Below are 15,755 nucleotides of genomic sequence, written 5' to 3' on the forward strand. Positions count from 1 at the left end.
CAGATAGGAGTTCATTTTATGAAGAAACCATTGACGAAACCTTTGACCAGACCTTTGATGAAACCTTTGATGAAACCTTTGACCAATCCTTTGACCAATCCTTTGACCAATCCTTTGACGAGACCACTGTCCTTATTGATCGCCACCCTCCTGTTCGCGCTGCTCCTTACGGCATGCGGCGGACAGAAAACAAACACCCAAAATGAATCAGCAGCGAGTGCGGGTGCGGATGCGGGTCAAAATCAGTCCGCTTCCGAACAAAGCAGCGGCACGAACGAGAAGAAAACGATCACCTTCGGTGCGACCGCCGGTCCATACAGCGACCAAATTAAGCTGGGCATCAAGCCGATTCTTGAAAAGAAAGGCTACACCGTGAATATCGTCGAGTTCAACGATTACATTCAGCCCAATCTGGCGCTCGCGAACGGCGACCTGGATGCGAACGTGTTTCAGCACAGCATTTATCTGGAGCGGTTTGCTGCTGAACGGAACCTGGAATTGACCAATTTGCTGCAAGTGCCGACTGCTCCGATCGGCATCTATTCCAAGAAGCATCAGTCGCTTGATGAAGCCGGCGCGGGCACAGAAGTCGCACTTCCGAACGATCCGGCCAACCAGTCACGAGCGCTTGTCATGATGCAGCAGTTCGGCTGGCTCAAGTTAAAAGACGGCGTTGACCCGATTAAAGTTTCCGAGAAAGACGTCGCCGAAAACATCAAAAACATTAAGCTGCTGCCGCTGGAAGCCGCCCAGCTGCCGCGATCCTTGGAATCGGCCGACTTCTCGTTCATTAACGGCAACTTTGCGCTTGCTTCCGGGCTGACGCTGGATCAGTCGCTCGGTCTCGAACAAATCCCGGGTCATTACATGAATATCGTCGCAGTCAAGACAGCCGACAAAGACAAGCAGTTCGTGAAGGACATCGAGGACGCCTACAAATCCGCAGAGTTCAAGCAGTTGACGGAAACCAAGTTCAAAGGCTTTGTCCAGCCGGATTATATGAAAAGCTAATAACGACTAATAACGAAGCGTTCTCGAAGCCTTCTCGAAGCGTTCTCGAACAGGTATTCTTTGAACATAGCATCACACTGCAGCACATGGAACTAAGCAACCGCTGAACATGCTACTCAGCCGCTTGCTGCACATGATACTTAGCCGCTTCTGTACATGGAATTTAGCCGCTATCAGCCGAATTTTCCCTTGAAATGCAGACTTAGCCGCTATCAGCCAAATCTTCCTCTGAATTGCAGAAAGCGTCGAAGTAAATTTTGAAATACATGCGTTCGTACATCTTTTTTCTCGTTATTAATCCACCAAGTGAAAATTCCTGCGAAAATACATTTTTTCGCCGGCCCAGTCGCATTTCAGGCTATAAAAGCTTTGAATTCCTGCATATTTGCAGCTTTTCCCTTCCGACAAACGATTTTGATCGATAAAAACTGTACATTTGCAGGTTTGAAAGATTCGTCCGTGAGAGAAGCCGTAGGCAATCGCGGTTTTGCGAGGGCGTATGTGGGTGATGCCGTAGGCAACCGCGGTTTTGCGAGGTTCGACCGCGAGTGATGCCGTAGACAACGGCGGAGTAATCGCGGAGGTGACCGCGAGAAGGCGCGGACTGACCACGGGGTTCGCTCCTTATCGCGGGCTCTGCCAAGCACAAAGCAAACAGGATCTCCAGCTCCGCTTTGCCAGTGGAATTGGAGGTCCTTTTGCGTCACATTCGGGACTTGCACATTCATGCTAACACTTGCTCATTCATGCAACCACTTCCGGGAGAGCCCCCTAGCCCCTTATTTCAGCTTGATCGAAATGAGCTTCAGCTCCGTCATTTCTTCGACGGCGTATTTGATTCCTTCGCGTCCGAAGCCGCTTTCCTTCACTCCCCCGTAGGGCATGTTGTCGACACGGAACGTGGGAAAATCGTTGATCATGACCCCGCCCACCTCCAATTCTTCGGCGGCTTTCATCGCGGCATGGATATCGTTAGTATAAATGCCCGCCTGTAATCCGTAACGGGAGTTGTTCACTTCCGCGATCGCCTGCTCCAGCGAGGCAAAAGGAGCTACCGTTACAACGGGACCGAACACTTCCTGGCAGGAGACCGGCTCATCCGCTGCCACGCCACTCAGGATAGTCGGAGGAAACATCCGGGAATTCAGCGCCTTGCCGCCCGTGATGACCTGCGCCCCGCTTGCGGCTGCGCTGTCAACCCAATCCTGGATTCGGCGAACTTCCTTCTCGCTGATCAACGCCGAAACATCGGTCGCTTCATCCAGCGGATCGCCAACGGTCAATTTCTCCGTCTGCAATTTGAATTTGCGCACAAACTCGTCGAAATTGCTCTCGTGGACATAAATGCGTTGAATCGAAATGCAAACCTGGCCGCTGAAGGAAAAGGCGCCGAGTACGCATCGGCTGATTAATTCCTCTGTGATTTCGTACCCCTGGTCAATAATCAGCCCCGAATTGGAGCCAAGCTCCAATATGACGCGTTTCAGGCCGGCTTTGTTTTTCATCGCGATGCCGACAGCCGGGCTGCCTGTAAACGTAACGGCTTTGACGCGAGGATCGCTTACCAGCTTTTCCCCTACAACCGAACCTGGGCCGGGCACAACGTTCAGCGCCCCGTCCGGAAGCCCCGCCTCCTGAAAAATTTCAGCGAGCACAAGCGAGGAAAGCGGAGTTTGGCTCGCCGGCTTCAGCACGATCGTATTGCCGGCCGCAATGGCCGGACCCACTTTATGGGCAACCAGATTGAAAGGAAAATTGAACGGGGTAATGGCTCCGACGATACCGAGCGGCTTGCGCAGCGTAAACGCCATTCTCCCTTCTCCTCCCGGAGCCGCATCGAGAGGCACCGTCTCTCCATGGATACGGCTCGCTTCCATGACGGCGAATTTGTAGGTCTGAATGGTGCGGTCAATCTCGCCTCTTGCCGTCCGAACCGGCTTGGCCGCTTCCAGCGCCAAAATACGGACAAGCTCCTCTTTTCTGCGCTCCAGAATGGCAACCGTGTTGCTTAAGATGGCCGCGCGCTGGTGTGCGGGCATTTTGGCCATTGTTGCCGCAGCCGCCTCCGCAGCTTCAATGGCTAAAGAGGTTTCGAGTTCATCCGCTTGGGCCACTTCTGCAATCTTTTCTCCCGAATAAGGAGAGTATAATGGTTCATACCTGGCCGCTTCTTTCCGCTGCCCGTTAATAAACAAGTCCCATTTCACCGAACATCCCCTACTTTCCAACCTGCGCGTAAAGTTTGTGAAACACTTCGCCTATAATGCCGAGCCCTTCCTCCAGCTGCTCATCTGTAATGACAAGCGGTGTCAAGAAACGAATGACATTCCCGTGTACCCCCGCGTTCAAAATAATAACGCCGGCTTCGTAGCAACCGTGCTGCAGCGCCGCCACAAACGCCTTAGCCGGCTCCTTTGTCTCCGGAAAAACGAACTCGACGGCGCACATCGCCCCAAGTCCGCGTACATCCGCTATGATCGGAAATGATTGCTGCAGGTTGATAAAATAATTCGTAATCGTTTCTCCGATCTTGCGCGATCTGGCTACAAGCGACTCGCGTTCCATTTTCTCGATTACAGCCAGAGCGGCGGCACAACCGAGCGGACTGCCTCCGTACGTTCCCCCGATCTCCCCGGGACCCGGCGCATCCATAATCTCCGCGCGGCCGGTGACCGCGCTAATCGGCAAGCCCGCCGCAATCGATTTGGACATCGTCATCAGATCCGGCTCGATCTCAAAATGCGTGGACGCAAACATTTCGCCCGTACGTCCGAAGCCCGTCTGAATTTCGTCGGCAATAAAGAGAATGTCGTGTTTCTTGCAGATTTCATAAACGCCTTGCACAAACGTTTTGGGAGGAACGATAAAACCGCCCTCTCCCTGCACGGGCTCCATGATGACGGCCGCCAGTTCTTCCGGCGCCGCCTCCGTATAAAGAAAGTCTTCGAATTGCCGGACGCAATATAACGCGTACTCCTGCTCCGACATCCCTTCGGGACGGTTGGACGGATATGGATATTGGGCCTTGTAAATTGCCGGAGCAAAGGGGCCCATCTGAAATTTATAAGGCTTCACCTTGCTCGTTAACGACATGCCGAGCAGCGTGCGCCCGTGAAATCCGCGGGAAAACGAAACAATCCCCGGTTTCCCCGTATATTTCCGGGCGATTTTCACCGCGTTCTCGACCGCTTCCGCCCCGCTGTTCAGAAAGATCGTCTTTTTCGGAAATTGCCCCGGCGTGATCTGCGCGAGTTTCTCGGCCAGTGCGATATACGGTTCATACATGGCGACATGAAAACAAGTGTGAATGTACTGCTCTGCCTGCTTTTTCACTGCCTCCACGACCTCGGGCGGACAATGCCCGGCATTCAGCGTGCCAATCGCGCCGGCAAAATCCAGGAAGACATGACCGTCCACATCGTGCAGCAGAGCCCCTTCCGCCTTTTGGACAAAAACGGGAGCCGAGTTGCCGATACCTCTCGGCACGAATGACTTTCTTTTTTCCAACAGCTCCCGGGTACGGTCGCCGGGTAAATTCGAGGAAACGGATACGAATTTTCGCGTTAATTGCATGGCTATGAACTCCTTTACAATCATTTTGAAAGAATTTATAGTAGGTAAAAATAATGCCGTAACGCAAGATCACATTACCATTGTAGGATGAATACATATGGAATTCTATTGCTTATAGAGATAGTTTTTATTTTGCTATTCATCCCTCATGGATAATGTTCACGACTAATTATCCACCTATCAGATTGGAGAGCCCATCATGAAACTGGCCGACGCTTTACAGCTTCCGTCACTGAAACAAGCCCGAATCGTTGCCGGCGAGGAGGGGATCGAGCGGACCGTCCGCTGGGTCCATATTGTCGATTTGCCCGACCCTCTCCCCTGGGTCCGCTCGGGTGATTTCCTGCTCACCACCGGATACGCTTGGCCTCATGACCAGGAGCAGCAGAAAACGCTTATTACCGAGCTGTCCAAGCGCGGTTTGGCCGGGGTAGGCCTCGCCGTGCCTCATTATTTTAACGAAATGCCGGCAGCCGCTTGCGCCGCAGCGGAAGAGCTGCAGTTTCCGCTGATCGAAATCCCTTGGGAGGTTCAATTCAACTCCATTACGGAAGAAATTCTCAATTCGATCCTATCCTTTCATTACAAGCTGCAGGAGAAATCGGAGTTTATTCATCAGGAATTAATCCGGATCGCACTCGATGCGGCAAGTCTGCAGGATATCGCCGTTACGCTCGGCAGGCTGATTGAACGAAAGGTAATGATCCAGCATCCGGAGGGTCAGCTTCTGGCCCATTACGATAAGAAGGATGAAGCTTCGTCAGGTCACTGGAATCAAGAGGAGCAGGCATGGAATCCGCATGAGTTTCAGGCTCTGATGGAAGATCCGGAATCGCCCATCTCCCTGCGCTCACTCTCTCAGCCGAAACGAATTCCTGCCGCAGCGGAAACCGGATTGCCCGAACAGTTCGTATGTCCCATCTATATTAAGCGGGAACTTGTCGGCCTGCTGCGGATTATGGAAGAACAACAGCCGCTCAATGAATTGGACAGGCGCGCCGCCCAGTTCGCCGCCATCGTCATGGCGCTGCATATTTCACAGCAGCGGGCGCTCGCATCGCTGGAAGCGCAGCTCGGCTATTCCTTTCTCGATTCCTTGCTGGAAGGACAGTTCAGTCCGAGTCCCCAAGCGATGCGCCGGGCCGGACTGCTCGGCTTCGATCCGGAAGCCGTTTATTCCGTCGGCATGATCGTCATGGCGTCTCCGGTTCCGATGACGCGCGAAGGAATTGTAAAGCGTGAGCAGTTGGCGGAGAAACTAAAGCGGAGACTGCAGGAGCTTCGAATGCCGGCGGTACTTTCTTTGATCCAAAACCAAATTGTATTCCTGCTTCCGGAACGTTTACCGGCAGAGCAGATTTGGCAGACTTTTCAGGCTCCCGATCTCACCTTTGCCGTCAGTCTGCCGCACCGCGGGTTCGACAATGTCCGTCAGGGATATAAGGAAGCATGCTCGATCCTGCCTCATTTGAAATTCGGCCAGCTCCATCGCTATCAGGAGCTGCTCGTTCCCCGCATCCTGCTGGGCGATACGGAAGCGCGTTCGTCTTTTCTCGAAAAAATGCTCGGACCGCTGCAGAGCAGCAAAAACGGCGACGTGCTCGTCCAGACGCTGCTCAAGTTCGCGAGCCTTGGCTTTCATCTGAAAAAAACGGCCGATGAGTTAAACATCCACCCCAAAACATTGCGCTACCGGTTAGACCGCATCATTGCGCTCGGGGATTTCGACCTAAGCGATACGGAAACGCAATTTCATCTGCAGCTGGCCGTTCGCATCGCTTCGCTTACGAATCAGCGGGAAGCCAAAGCGTAAAAACAAAAAAGATCGTCCTTTCCTTGACCCGTTTGCTAGTGTGGGAAGAGATGGACGATCTTCTTTCTGCTATTTACATTTTCTATGACTGCGCTCGGCGGAATCGTGCTAATATTAGGCACAACAAAAGAGCATATGCTTACGAAGTGTTTTTCCTTCGGAAAAACTTAAGCTTATGCTTACGAAGTGTTTTTCCTTCGGAAAAACTTAAGCTTATGCTTACGAAGTGTTTTTCCTTCGGAAAAACTTAAGGAGGTCCATCATGAAAAAAATCGGAATGCTTACGCCGTCGTCGAACACGGTTGTTGAGCCTGTCACAGCGGCCATGGCGTCTTCCTTGAGCGAGGTTTCCGTCCATTTCACACGGTTTAAATTGACCCGGATCCTGATCGGGGAGAACAAGCGGGGCGAATCCGATACGGAGTCGCTGCTGGAGGCCGCTTCTCTGCTGGCGGATGCAGGCGTAGACGTGATCGCCTACAACGCAACGTCCGGCGGCTGGCTGGGCGAACAATCGGATCAGGCGTTATGCACGGCGATTACCGAGCTGACTTCCATTCCCGCGACGACTTCGATCCTGTCCCTGCTCCAAGCTCTGCGCTTGTACAAAATCGGAACTTACTGTCTCGTCACACCGCTGGTGGACGAAGTGACGGCGCAGGTGATCGAACAGTACAGGAAGCAAGGCTTCGAGTGCACGGGGCACCGCAACTTCAACGTGAAGATGAACAAGCTGAGCAGTTCCATTACGGACGAGCAGATCTTAACGGCTGTCAAAGAGTCGTTCGTACCCGGAACGGATGCGATCGTTTTGTCCGGGACGAATATGCGGGCTGCGCATCTGGCAGCATCGCTGGAAGATGAATACGGTGTTCCCGTTTTCGATACGGCTGCGGCGACCTTGTGGCAGACGCTTCGGTTGTCCGGACTGGACAATGCGGGCATACAAGGCTGGGGACGGCTGCTCGCGGGCAAATAAGAGGTACAACAATATACGGTAGAAGGCTTAATCCCTTCTACCGTATATTTGGCTTGTATCGGAACTGACTTGCAAGAGATGACGGTAAGGGAAAGAAGCAGGATAGATCATCTGGATCGTTCGGGACGGATAATCCTTGCCCAGACGATAAATTTGGAATGGAACCGTTTCATGCTGCAATAGGCTCGGTAAGTCATCCGGCCCATAGAGAGAGTGAAAGAATTCCATCGTATCGTACATGAATGAGCTCGGACAGATGGTGTAGCCCAGCCCGTCGGAAACCATTTTAAGAATGATGCCCGTATCGTTAATATTGCGAATATCCTTCGGAACATTCCCCATTAATTTCAACATCACTTCATTAATCATCAATCGCAGCGGCTGATTGGAATAGAAGACGAAGAATGTCTTGTCGAGCAATGCAGCCATGCCTTCAGAATTGTCGATATCCAGCCTGTCTTCGTTTTTGGGACCGAGCAGCAGCATCTCGTCGCGCATGATCGGGATGGATTCGAGCCCTTGCTTTGGCTCGAAGTAGGGAACGATACCCAAATCGATGTCTCCGAGCTGGAGCAATTGCAGGATCACTTCGTTCGAATCCGACAGCATGTGGTACTTCAGGTTCGGATCCAAGCTGCGCAGGCGGTTCGTAATCGGTTTGAACAACGTCCATCCGAGCGGGACCGCAATGCCGACCTTCAGGTTGTTGCCATTGTCGGCGAACGTTTCGCCGATGTCATCCAGCTCCGGATGAAGCAATTTGATCTGATTGATCAAGCTGGAGTTGTCTTCGAATTTCGACATTGCATTCATTTGTTGAATCGCCTTTGCGGCATTATGAATAATCGAAGCGCCTTGCTTGGTCAATTTGACCCCGCTTCGAGTTCGTTCCAATAAAACGAATCCAAGCTCTTGTTCCAGCTTTTTAATTCGGATGGTCAACGCGGGTTGAGATAAATGCAATACCTGTGATGCTTTGGATATACTTTTCTCTCGGACGACCGTAACCAAAGCATGCAAATCCATCAAGTCCATGGTCTCACCCCTCTTGCATTTTCTTTATCCATTATACATTTTTCTTGACTATTTTTGAACGTCAGGGACGGGCATTTCCGGCATAAGAGACGCTCATTTCGCCGAGTTTGGCAATCGCTGCGAAGCAGCCCTGCAGACGTTATATTTAATTTTTTTATTATTCAACCCTTTATGAAGTATGATAATGTGTTGTCAGAAATGATAACATACCTCCAGACGCTTACGCAGACTTCGGAAGCAGACAACTGGTTGGAGTGAGGAGAGCTATTGAGTATGGTAAGATTATATGCCCTGACAGGGGCGCAGCAAGCAAAACTGGTACGTGATCGCGAAGTGTCGCCGGTTGAAATCGTCGGGCAGGTGTTCGACCGAATTCATAGACTAAATCCGGTGCTGAACGCTTTCTGTCAGCTGGATGAAGAACATGCAATGGCAGCGGCGAAACAAGCGGAACAGCAAATTATGAACGGCGAAGAAGTCGGGCCGCTTCACGGCGTTCCCTTCCACGTCAAGGACTTGGTGCTGACGAAAGGAATTCGCACCGCTTTCGGTTCAAAGGCATTTGAGAATTACATTCCGGATGAAGATGACATCAGCGTGGAACGTTTGAAGAATGCCGGCGGCATTGTCGTCGGGAAGACAAACGTTCCGGAGTTCGGTTATCGGGGCATTAACAAGGTATTTGGCAATATCCGCAATCCATGGAACACCGAACTGACCCCGGGCGGTTCCAGCGGCGGTTCCGCTGTCGCAGTCGTAACGGGCATGGGCTCGCTGACGGTCGGCAGCGACGGCGGCGGTTCGATCCGCAATCCTGCAAGCTTGACGGGCGTTTACGGGTTTAAGCCATCCTTCGGCCGGGTGCCGCTGTATCCTGGCTGCCGTGATCCGAAATTTCCGGGCGGAAGCAGCTGGGAAACGCTTGAGGTTATCGGGCCGTTGACACGTACTGTGGAAGACAGCGCACTGATGCTGAGCATTATGAGCGGACCGAGCCACATGGACCGGCACAGCCTTCCGGGCACGCTCGACTACATGAAGATCATTCAGAATAAAGACATTAAAGATCTGCGAATCGCATGGAGCGTCGATGCCGGTTATGCGACGGTCGATCCGGAAGTGCGCCGCATTACATTAGAAGCGGTGAAAGTATTTGAACAACTGGGCTGCCATGTTGAAGAGACGCATCCCGGAATCTCCAACCCGTCTCAATACTTCGCCGGATTGATTGCCCGTGATACGGATTTCGCCGGACTGCGGAAGATGGCGCAAGAATATGGCGACTACATGGATCCGAATTTCGTGAATACCGTCAACCGGGTATGGACGGACGATCAGCTCACCTCAGCGGCAATGGACAGACAAGCGATCAACATTACGATGAGAAGATTTATGGAAAATTATGATTTGTTGATTGTTCCTGCACTGTTTGCCCCGGCATTCAAGGTTGGCACTTACGGCCCGACGGAAATCGACGGCAGGAGCGTGCCGGACAACCACTGGTCTTCCTTTAACTGCATCGCCAATATCACCGGCTTCCCGGCAGCTTCTCTTCCTGCAGGGTGGACGAATACCGGACTTCCGGTCGGCTTGCAATTGATCGGCGGACATTTGGCAGACGAAGTTGTCCTGCGTGCTTCCAGCGCCTTCGAAGAGGCTCGTCCGTGGCTGCCGCAATTGAACGCACTGGTTGAACGTTACGACGCTTAAGCAAAGCATCATGACGGTTAAACTGAAGCTCGAATATGTACAAGGAGGGTGAGGGAGATAGCTCTCTATATACTGCGCAGACTGCTCTATATGATTCCGGTCCTTATCGGAATTGTATTCATCACGTTCTTTCTTACCCGAATCCTTCCGGGGGATCCCGCCTTGATGATCGCCGGTACGGAAGCTCCCGATGATGTTCTGGAGAAGATCCGCAACGATATGGGTTTGAATGAGCCCCTGTATCTGCAATTTATCCATTATGTCGCCCGATTGTTTCAAGGGGACTTCGGTTTTGCCTGGCATACGGGCCACAGCGTGTTGTCCGACTTTGCGACCCGCCTGCCGGCAACCATTGAGCTGACGCTGGCCAGCTTCATCGTTGCGCTTGTTATTGCGCTTCCGGTCGGAATCATTGCGGCAACGAAGAAAGAATCGATCGTCGACCATATTTCTCGGGTGTTCTCTTTGATCGGATCTTGCGTTCCTTCGTTCTGGCTGGCTCTCATTCTGATTTATGTGTTTTACTCCAGATTGAACTGGTTCCCTGCACCTCTGGGGAGATTGGGGAACGGCATCAGTCCACCGACGTCTATAACCGGCTTGTATGTCGTCGACAGCCTGCTCACATGGAACATTCCGGTGCTCGGACAAGCACTCGCCCATCTCGCTCTGCCTGCGATTGTGCTCAGCACCGGGATGATGGCTATTATTTCCCGGATGGTGAGATCGAGCATGCTGGAGGTTATCAGCCAAGATTTCATCCGCACGGCAAGAGCCAAAGGAATTTATGAACGTACGGTTGTGATGAAGCATGCGCTCGTTAACGCACTGCTCCCGACGTTGACCGTTATCGGCGTGCAGTTCGGTCTCTTGCTGGGCGGCGCCGTCGTGACGGAGACGATCTTCTCCTGGCCGGGTGTGGGCAGCTATATTACCGAGTCCATTCTCGCGACGGATTATGCGCCCATCCAGGCATTTACCCTGATGAGCGCCTTGATCATCAGCTTTACGAATTTGGCGGTCGACGTGATTTACGGCTTGATTGACCCACGAGTCCGCTATGATTGACGAACTTCGGTTTAAGGAGGTGACACCATGGAGAAAACAATAGCTTCCGCCTCGATGGCCGAGTCATCCGGGGAACAGCGGCGCAAGCCGGCAGGCTTTACCCGATTGCTCCTCCGCAATCGCCTGTCCGTGATCGGACTGCTGCTCATTGTCGTTTGGATTGCCCTGGCTCTGCTGGCGCCGCTGATTACCCCCTACTCTCCTATCGAACCGGATGTGGCGAACAAGCTTATGCCTCCGAGCGCATCGCACTGGTTCGGAACGGACAACTTCGGCCGGGATATATTTACCCGTATTGCATACGGCGCCAAGTACACGATCTGGTCCGGCGTCGCGGCTGTCGCAATCTCTTTCTGCGTAGGAACCGTTCTCGGCGCGATCGCAGGCTACTACGGCGGCGTTCTCGGCAATGTCGTCATGCGTGTCATGGACATGTTCCTGGCCTTCCCTGCTCTGGTGCTCGCGATGGCGATCGCCGCTTCGATCGGGCCGGGATTGACGAGCGCCATGATCGCGGTAAGCGTCGTCGGCATTCCGGAATATGTCCGGCTCATGTACGGGCAGACGATGCTTCTGCGGGAAAAGGAGTTCGTTGAAGCGGGCCGGGCGATCGGTTTGAAAAATTCGGTTATTTTGTTCCGCCATATCCTTCCCAATGCGCTCGCTCCCCTTATCGTAAGAGCGACGCTGGGCATCGGTTTCGCCATTCTGATCTCCTCCAGCTTGAACTTCCTCGGGCTGGGCGTGAAGCCGCCTACTGCGGAGTGGGGGGCTATGATATCGGAAGGCCGGCGATACATCGTCTCGGGCGAATGGTGGATTGTTTCGTTCCCCGGGCTGGCCATTGCAACATCCATTTTGGGCTTCAATCTCATTGGCGACGGTCTGCGGGACGTACTTGATCCGCGGCTCAGAACCAGCAGCGGCGCGAAGCGATAGATTCGGGAAAATCCGACAACAGATGAGGAGAGAAAAACAATGAAGAAGTGGTGGGCAGGATTTTGGGCAGTCGTATTGGTTTTATCGCTGGTCGGTTGTTCCTCCGGCAAGAGCAATGATGCAGCAACTCCTTCAAGCAGTACCGGCAGTGCGAACAGCGGCAGCGGAGACAACAGCGCCGGTTCCAAAACGCTCACTGTCGCTTGGCAAGCCGTTGCAAGCACGCTTGACCCCGTTAACGCGACGTCCGACATTTTGGCCGTCAACGCTTATGACCGGCTGATCGGTTACGAAGTCAGTCCGGGGGACGGCGATGCAGCCAAAGCTTTCGGACTGAAGCCAATGCTGGCGAAGAGCTGGACGATCTCCGAAGACGGCTTGACCTACACGTTCCAATTGCAAGACAATGCGAGCTTCCAAAGCGGCAACCCGGTTACGGCCAATTCGGTCAAATTCTCTCTGGAGCGCATGAGAGATTCCGCAACGGGCGGTTTCACATACGGCTTGACGCAAATTGAGAGCATCACGGTTCAAGATGACAAGACTATCGTCCTGAAGCTGAAAAAAGCGAATCCGAAACTGCTGCAAATGCTCGCCATGTATTGGTTCTCCATCCTCGACGACAAGCTCGTTCAAGAAAAAGGCGATGCCTACGTCAACGACCATGCCGTCGGTTCCGGTCCGTACATCATCGAGAAATGGGATCCGTCGAGCGAAGTTATTTTCAAAGCGAACAAAAACTACTGGGCGGGCGCTCCTAAGATTGATCAAATTACGATGAAGTACATTAAAGAAGCATCCAACCGCCTCATGCTGCTGAAGAACGGCGACATCGACGTATCGATTGAACTGCCGCCGAAAGACTTGAAGGACCTTAAGTCCGCGACGAACCTGACGGTTCACTCCAACAGCAGCAACCGGATCTTGTTCCTGGCGATGAACATGAATAAAGAGCCTTTTACCAACCCGAAAGTACGTCAAGCGCTCTCTTACGCCGTACCTTACGATCAGCTGATTGAGGACGTGATGTTTAATGAAGCGCGTCCGATGAGAAGCTCCGTACCGAGCAACACGCCGGGCTCCACGGACGAGGGGTACGAATATCGCTACGATCTGGACAAAGCGAAGCAACTTCTGACCGAAGCCGGCTTTCCGAACGGATTCAACTTCGACCTAACTGTTGGTTCGGGCTACCCGGACTGGGATGACGATGCCATTCTGCTGCAAGCATCCTTCGCGAAAATCGGCGTCAATATGAACATCAAAAACGTTGCCCGTCCGCAATTCCTGGAAATGCAAAAACAAAGGACGATGGACGCTTATATCTCCAGATGGACTTCCATGGTGTACGATCCGAGCTGGCACTTGGGATTGCTGATGGACAGCAAGGGAACGGGCAACTACCACGGCTACAACAACCCGACAGTAGACCAGCTGCTGCAGCAGGCGAATGATGAAAGAGATGAAACGAAACGGATGGCGCTGTATCACCAAGCCCAGAAGATCATTACGGCGGATGCGCCTTGGCTGTACCTGTACCAATACAACCGGATCGTCGGCGTCAGCAACAACGTTACGGGCTACAAGTTCTATCCGGACGAATTCATTCGTTTCGCCGACCTGGACAAGGCGTAACAGCCGCCGTCAATCATCCGAGAATTCCACAGGGAGGTTAGCCGATGAGCGCCTTGCTTGAAGTAAAGGATTTAAAGACAGAATTTCTTACCGGCAACGGACCTGTACGCGTCGTTGACGGAGTCGATCTTGTGTTGAACAAGGGCGAAACATTGGGTGTCGTCGGTGAATCCGGGTGCGGCAAAAGCGTGACCTCCATGTCGATTATGGGATTGCTTCCGAAAGGGCAAAGCCGCATTGCAGGCGGAGATATCCGCTTCCGCGATCAAAGCCTGCTCTCTCTGTCCGCGAAGGAAATGCGGCAAGTCCGCGGCAACCGGATTGCGATGATTTTTCAGGAACCGATGACGTCCTTGAATCCGGTTTTCAAAATCGGGAACCAAATCAGCGAAGCGCTTCGCTTCCATAAGAACATCAGCAAAAAAGAAGCGTGGAGCCAAGCGGTCGGGATGCTGAAGAAAGTCGGCATCCCCCGCCCCGAGCAAATTGCGCAGGAATATCCCCATCAGCTGTCGGGCGGAATGCGGCAGCGCGTGATGATTTCGATGGCGATGGCCTGCAATCCCGAAGTGCTGATTGCCGACGAACCGACGACCGCGCTCGATGTCACGATCCAGGCGCAAATTCTTGAGCTCATGCGGGAACTGCAGCACGAGCAAGAAACGGCTATTATGCTGATTACTCATGATCTCGGCGTTGTGGCGGAAACGTGCCAGCGGGTTGTCGTCATGTATGCCGGACAAGTGGTGGAGGAGGCGGAGGTGGGGATGCTGTTCAAGCATCCTCTCCATCCTTACACGAAAGGACTTCTAGGTTCTCTGCCTCAATTGGCCGGGGAGAAGAAGCGCCTCGAGCCCATTGTCGGCAGCGTGCCGACCCCGGGGAATATGCCGTCCGGCTGCCGGTTTGCACCGCGCTGTGCCTATCGAACAGATGCGTGCCTTGAAGCTCAGCCTGCTCTGCTTGAGGTTGATAAAGGGCATAAATGCAGCTGCATCCTATATCGGGAGGGAGAGCAATGAGCGTCTTACTTGAAGTGCGCAACCTGAAGAAGCATTATCCCGTCCGCAAAGGATTTTTCGGCAGGACCGGTGCGGTTGTCAAAGCTGTTGACGGCGTTTCCCTGAGCATTGAAACCGGGGAAACGCTGGCAATTGTCGGAGAATCCGGCTGCGGGAAATCGACGATGGGCCGTTCGATCCTGCGGCTGATTGAACCGACCGACGGCGAGATTCTGTTCGAGCAGGAAGACATTCGCAAGCTGAATCCCGAGCAGATGCGCCGGTTCCGTACGAAAATGCAAATCGTATTCCAGGACCCGTACGCATCGCTTGATCCGCGGTGGACGATTCAAAAAATATTAGAAGAGCCCTTCCGGCTCTACGAGAAGCTTTCGGCTCCCGAATTGAAGGAACGGGTCGAACAATTGATGCAGGTGGTCGGCCTCTCCCCTTACCATGCCGACCGTTTCCCGCATGAGTTCTCGGGCGGCCAACGGCAGCGGATCGGCATTGCCCGCGCGCTGGCGCTCAAACCGCAATTCGTCGTATGCGACGAACCCGTATCCGCGCTGGACGTGTCCATACGGGCTCAGGTATTGAACCTGATGGAGGATTTGCAGGAGCAATATTCACTGACCTATATGTTCATCTCGCATGACCTCTCCGTCGTGAAATTCATCAGCGACCGCGTCGGCGTCATGTACTTGGGCCGGCTGGTCGAACTGGCTCCTACGGATGAATTGTTTGCCGAGCCGCTTCATCCTTATACGAAAGCACTGATCTCGGCACTGCCGCTGCCGGATCCGGAAGCCAAGCGGGAGAGAATTATTCTGAGCGGAGACGTACCGAATCCGCAAAATCCTCCTTCCGGCTGCGCCTTCCATTCGCGCTGCCCGTCGGCCCGGCCGGAGTGCAAATCGGTCACGCCCGAGTGGAAGGAAGTGTCTCCGGGTCGAGGCGTAGCTTGTCTATTATACTGAGTTTATCCCGA

At 53.2% G+C, this 15,755-nt stretch carries 13 protein-coding genes; 9 read left to right on the top strand and 4 right to left on the bottom strand.

The features are described 5' to 3' along the window. Positions 1-18 precede the first annotated feature (18 nt). The gene (locus VN24_RS09480; protein WP_238590872.1) at positions 19-1,011 is read left to right on the top strand and encodes a MetQ/NlpA family ABC transporter substrate-binding protein; all 993 of its coding nucleotides are present in this window, start codon (positions 19-21) and stop codon (positions 1,009-1,011) included. A 294-nt stretch (positions 1,012-1,305) separates the two neighbouring features. Here the strand turns inward: VN24_RS09480 and VN24_RS09485 are convergent, their stop codons facing one another. From VN24_RS09485 to gabT, 3 genes are all read right to left on the bottom strand, one after another. After that, positions 1,306-1,623, bottom strand: coding sequence for a hypothetical protein (locus VN24_RS09485; protein ID WP_045670209.1), 318 nt, complete (start codon positions 1,621-1,623; stop codon positions 1,306-1,308). Between the two features lie 167 nt (positions 1,624-1,790). Further along, positions 1,791-3,218 carry an aldehyde dehydrogenase family protein gene (locus VN24_RS09490; RefSeq protein ID WP_045670210.1) on the bottom strand — a complete coding sequence of 476 codons (1,428 nt, stop codon included), beginning with the start codon at positions 3,216-3,218 and terminating at the stop codon, positions 1,791-1,793. Between the two features lie 10 nt (positions 3,219-3,228). Then, a complete protein-coding gene (gabT, locus tag VN24_RS09495) occupies positions 3,229-4,584 on the bottom strand; it encodes a 4-aminobutyrate--2-oxoglutarate transaminase (protein WP_045670211.1) in 1,356 nt (451 codons plus the stop codon). A 199-nt stretch (positions 4,585-4,783) separates the two neighbouring features. On the opposite strand from gabT, the gene VN24_RS09500 reads away from it, so the two are divergent. Together VN24_RS09500 and VN24_RS09505 are read left to right on the top strand one after the other, a co-directional pair. Then, complete coding sequence (locus tag VN24_RS09500; RefSeq protein WP_045670212.1) at positions 4,784-6,397, top strand: PucR family transcriptional regulator; 1,614 nt, start codon at positions 4,784-4,786, stop codon at positions 6,395-6,397. A gap of 262 nt (positions 6,398-6,659) precedes the next feature. Beyond that, a complete protein-coding gene (locus tag VN24_RS09505; RefSeq protein ID WP_045670213.1) occupies positions 6,660-7,376 on the top strand; it encodes a maleate cis-trans isomerase family protein in 717 nt (238 codons plus the stop codon). Between the two features lie 27 nt (positions 7,377-7,403). Here the strand turns inward: VN24_RS09505 and VN24_RS09510 are convergent, their stop codons facing one another. Further along, positions 7,404-8,411, bottom strand: a complete 1,008-nt coding sequence (locus tag VN24_RS09510; RefSeq protein WP_045670214.1) for a LysR family transcriptional regulator — start codon at positions 8,409-8,411, stop codon at positions 7,404-7,406. A 273-nt stretch (positions 8,412-8,684) separates the two neighbouring features. On the opposite strand from VN24_RS09510, the gene VN24_RS09515 reads away from it, so the two are divergent. Genes VN24_RS09515 through VN24_RS09540 form a run of 6 tightly spaced genes read left to right on the top strand, consistent with a single transcriptional unit; the run spans position 8,685 to position 15,744 of the window. After that, complete coding sequence (locus VN24_RS09515) at positions 8,685-10,121, top strand: amidase (RefSeq protein ID WP_045670215.1); 1,437 nt, start codon at positions 8,685-8,687, stop codon at positions 10,119-10,121. Between the two features lie 57 nt (positions 10,122-10,178). Then, positions 10,179-11,189: an ABC transporter permease gene (locus VN24_RS09520; protein ID WP_148505355.1), complete on the top strand. Its 1,011-nt coding sequence runs from the start codon at positions 10,179-10,181 to the stop codon at positions 11,187-11,189. A gap of 54 nt (positions 11,190-11,243) precedes the next feature. Continuing rightward, a complete protein-coding gene (locus VN24_RS09525) occupies positions 11,244-12,128 on the top strand; it encodes an ABC transporter permease (protein WP_045673147.1) in 885 nt (294 codons plus the stop codon). A 39-nt stretch (positions 12,129-12,167) separates the two neighbouring features. Then, on the top strand, positions 12,168-13,763 hold the full coding sequence (locus VN24_RS09530; RefSeq protein ID WP_045670217.1) for an ABC transporter substrate-binding protein: 1,596 nt from the start codon (positions 12,168-12,170) through the stop codon (positions 13,761-13,763). Positions 13,764-13,807: 44 nt separating this feature from the next. Then, positions 13,808-14,785, top strand: a complete 978-nt coding sequence (locus tag VN24_RS09535; protein ID WP_045670218.1) for an ABC transporter ATP-binding protein — start codon at positions 13,808-13,810, stop codon at positions 14,783-14,785. Beyond that, on the top strand, positions 14,782-15,744 hold the full coding sequence (locus tag VN24_RS09540) for an ABC transporter ATP-binding protein (RefSeq protein WP_045670219.1): 963 nt from the start codon (positions 14,782-14,784) through the stop codon (positions 15,742-15,744). Before VN24_RS09535 ends, VN24_RS09540 begins: the two co-directional genes overlap by 4 nt. The last annotated feature ends 11 nt before the right edge of the window (positions 15,745-15,755 follow it).

Origin of the sequence: Paenibacillus beijingensis, from assembly GCF_000961095.1 — a bacterium.
GTDB classification, from domain to species: Bacteria; Bacillota; Bacilli; order Paenibacillales; family Paenibacillaceae; genus Paenibacillus_O; species Paenibacillus_O beijingensis.

What these genes read in the sequence shown, in the direction of transcription:
- VN24_RS09515 (WP_045670215.1), top strand. Translation starts at nt 8,685, where the DNA reads ATGGTAAGATTATATGCCCTGACAGGGGCGCAGCAAGCAAAACTGGTA.
- gabT (WP_045670211.1), bottom strand. Translation starts at nt 4,584, where the DNA reads ATGCAATTAACGCGAAAATTCGTATCCGTTTCCTCGAATTTACCCGGC.
- VN24_RS09530 (WP_045670217.1), top strand. Translation starts at nt 12,168, where the DNA reads ATGAAGAAGTGGTGGGCAGGATTTTGGGCAGTCGTATTGGTTTTATCG.
- VN24_RS09500 (WP_045670212.1), top strand. Translation starts at nt 4,784, where the DNA reads ATGAAACTGGCCGACGCTTTACAGCTTCCGTCACTGAAACAAGCCCGA.
- VN24_RS09505 (WP_045670213.1), top strand. Translation starts at nt 6,660, where the DNA reads ATGAAAAAAATCGGAATGCTTACGCCGTCGTCGAACACGGTTGTTGAG.
- VN24_RS09535 (WP_045670218.1), top strand. Translation starts at nt 13,808, where the DNA reads ATGAGCGCCTTGCTTGAAGTAAAGGATTTAAAGACAGAATTTCTTACC.
- VN24_RS09540 (WP_045670219.1), top strand. Translation starts at nt 14,782, where the DNA reads ATGAGCGTCTTACTTGAAGTGCGCAACCTGAAGAAGCATTATCCCGTC.
- VN24_RS09525 (WP_045673147.1), top strand. Translation starts at nt 11,244, where the DNA reads ATGGCCGAGTCATCCGGGGAACAGCGGCGCAAGCCGGCAGGCTTTACC.
- VN24_RS09480 (WP_238590872.1), top strand. Translation starts at nt 19, where the DNA reads ATGAAGAAACCATTGACGAAACCTTTGACCAGACCTTTGATGAAACCT.
- VN24_RS09510 (WP_045670214.1), bottom strand. Translation starts at nt 8,411, where the DNA reads ATGGACTTGATGGATTTGCATGCTTTGGTTACGGTCGTCCGAGAGAAA.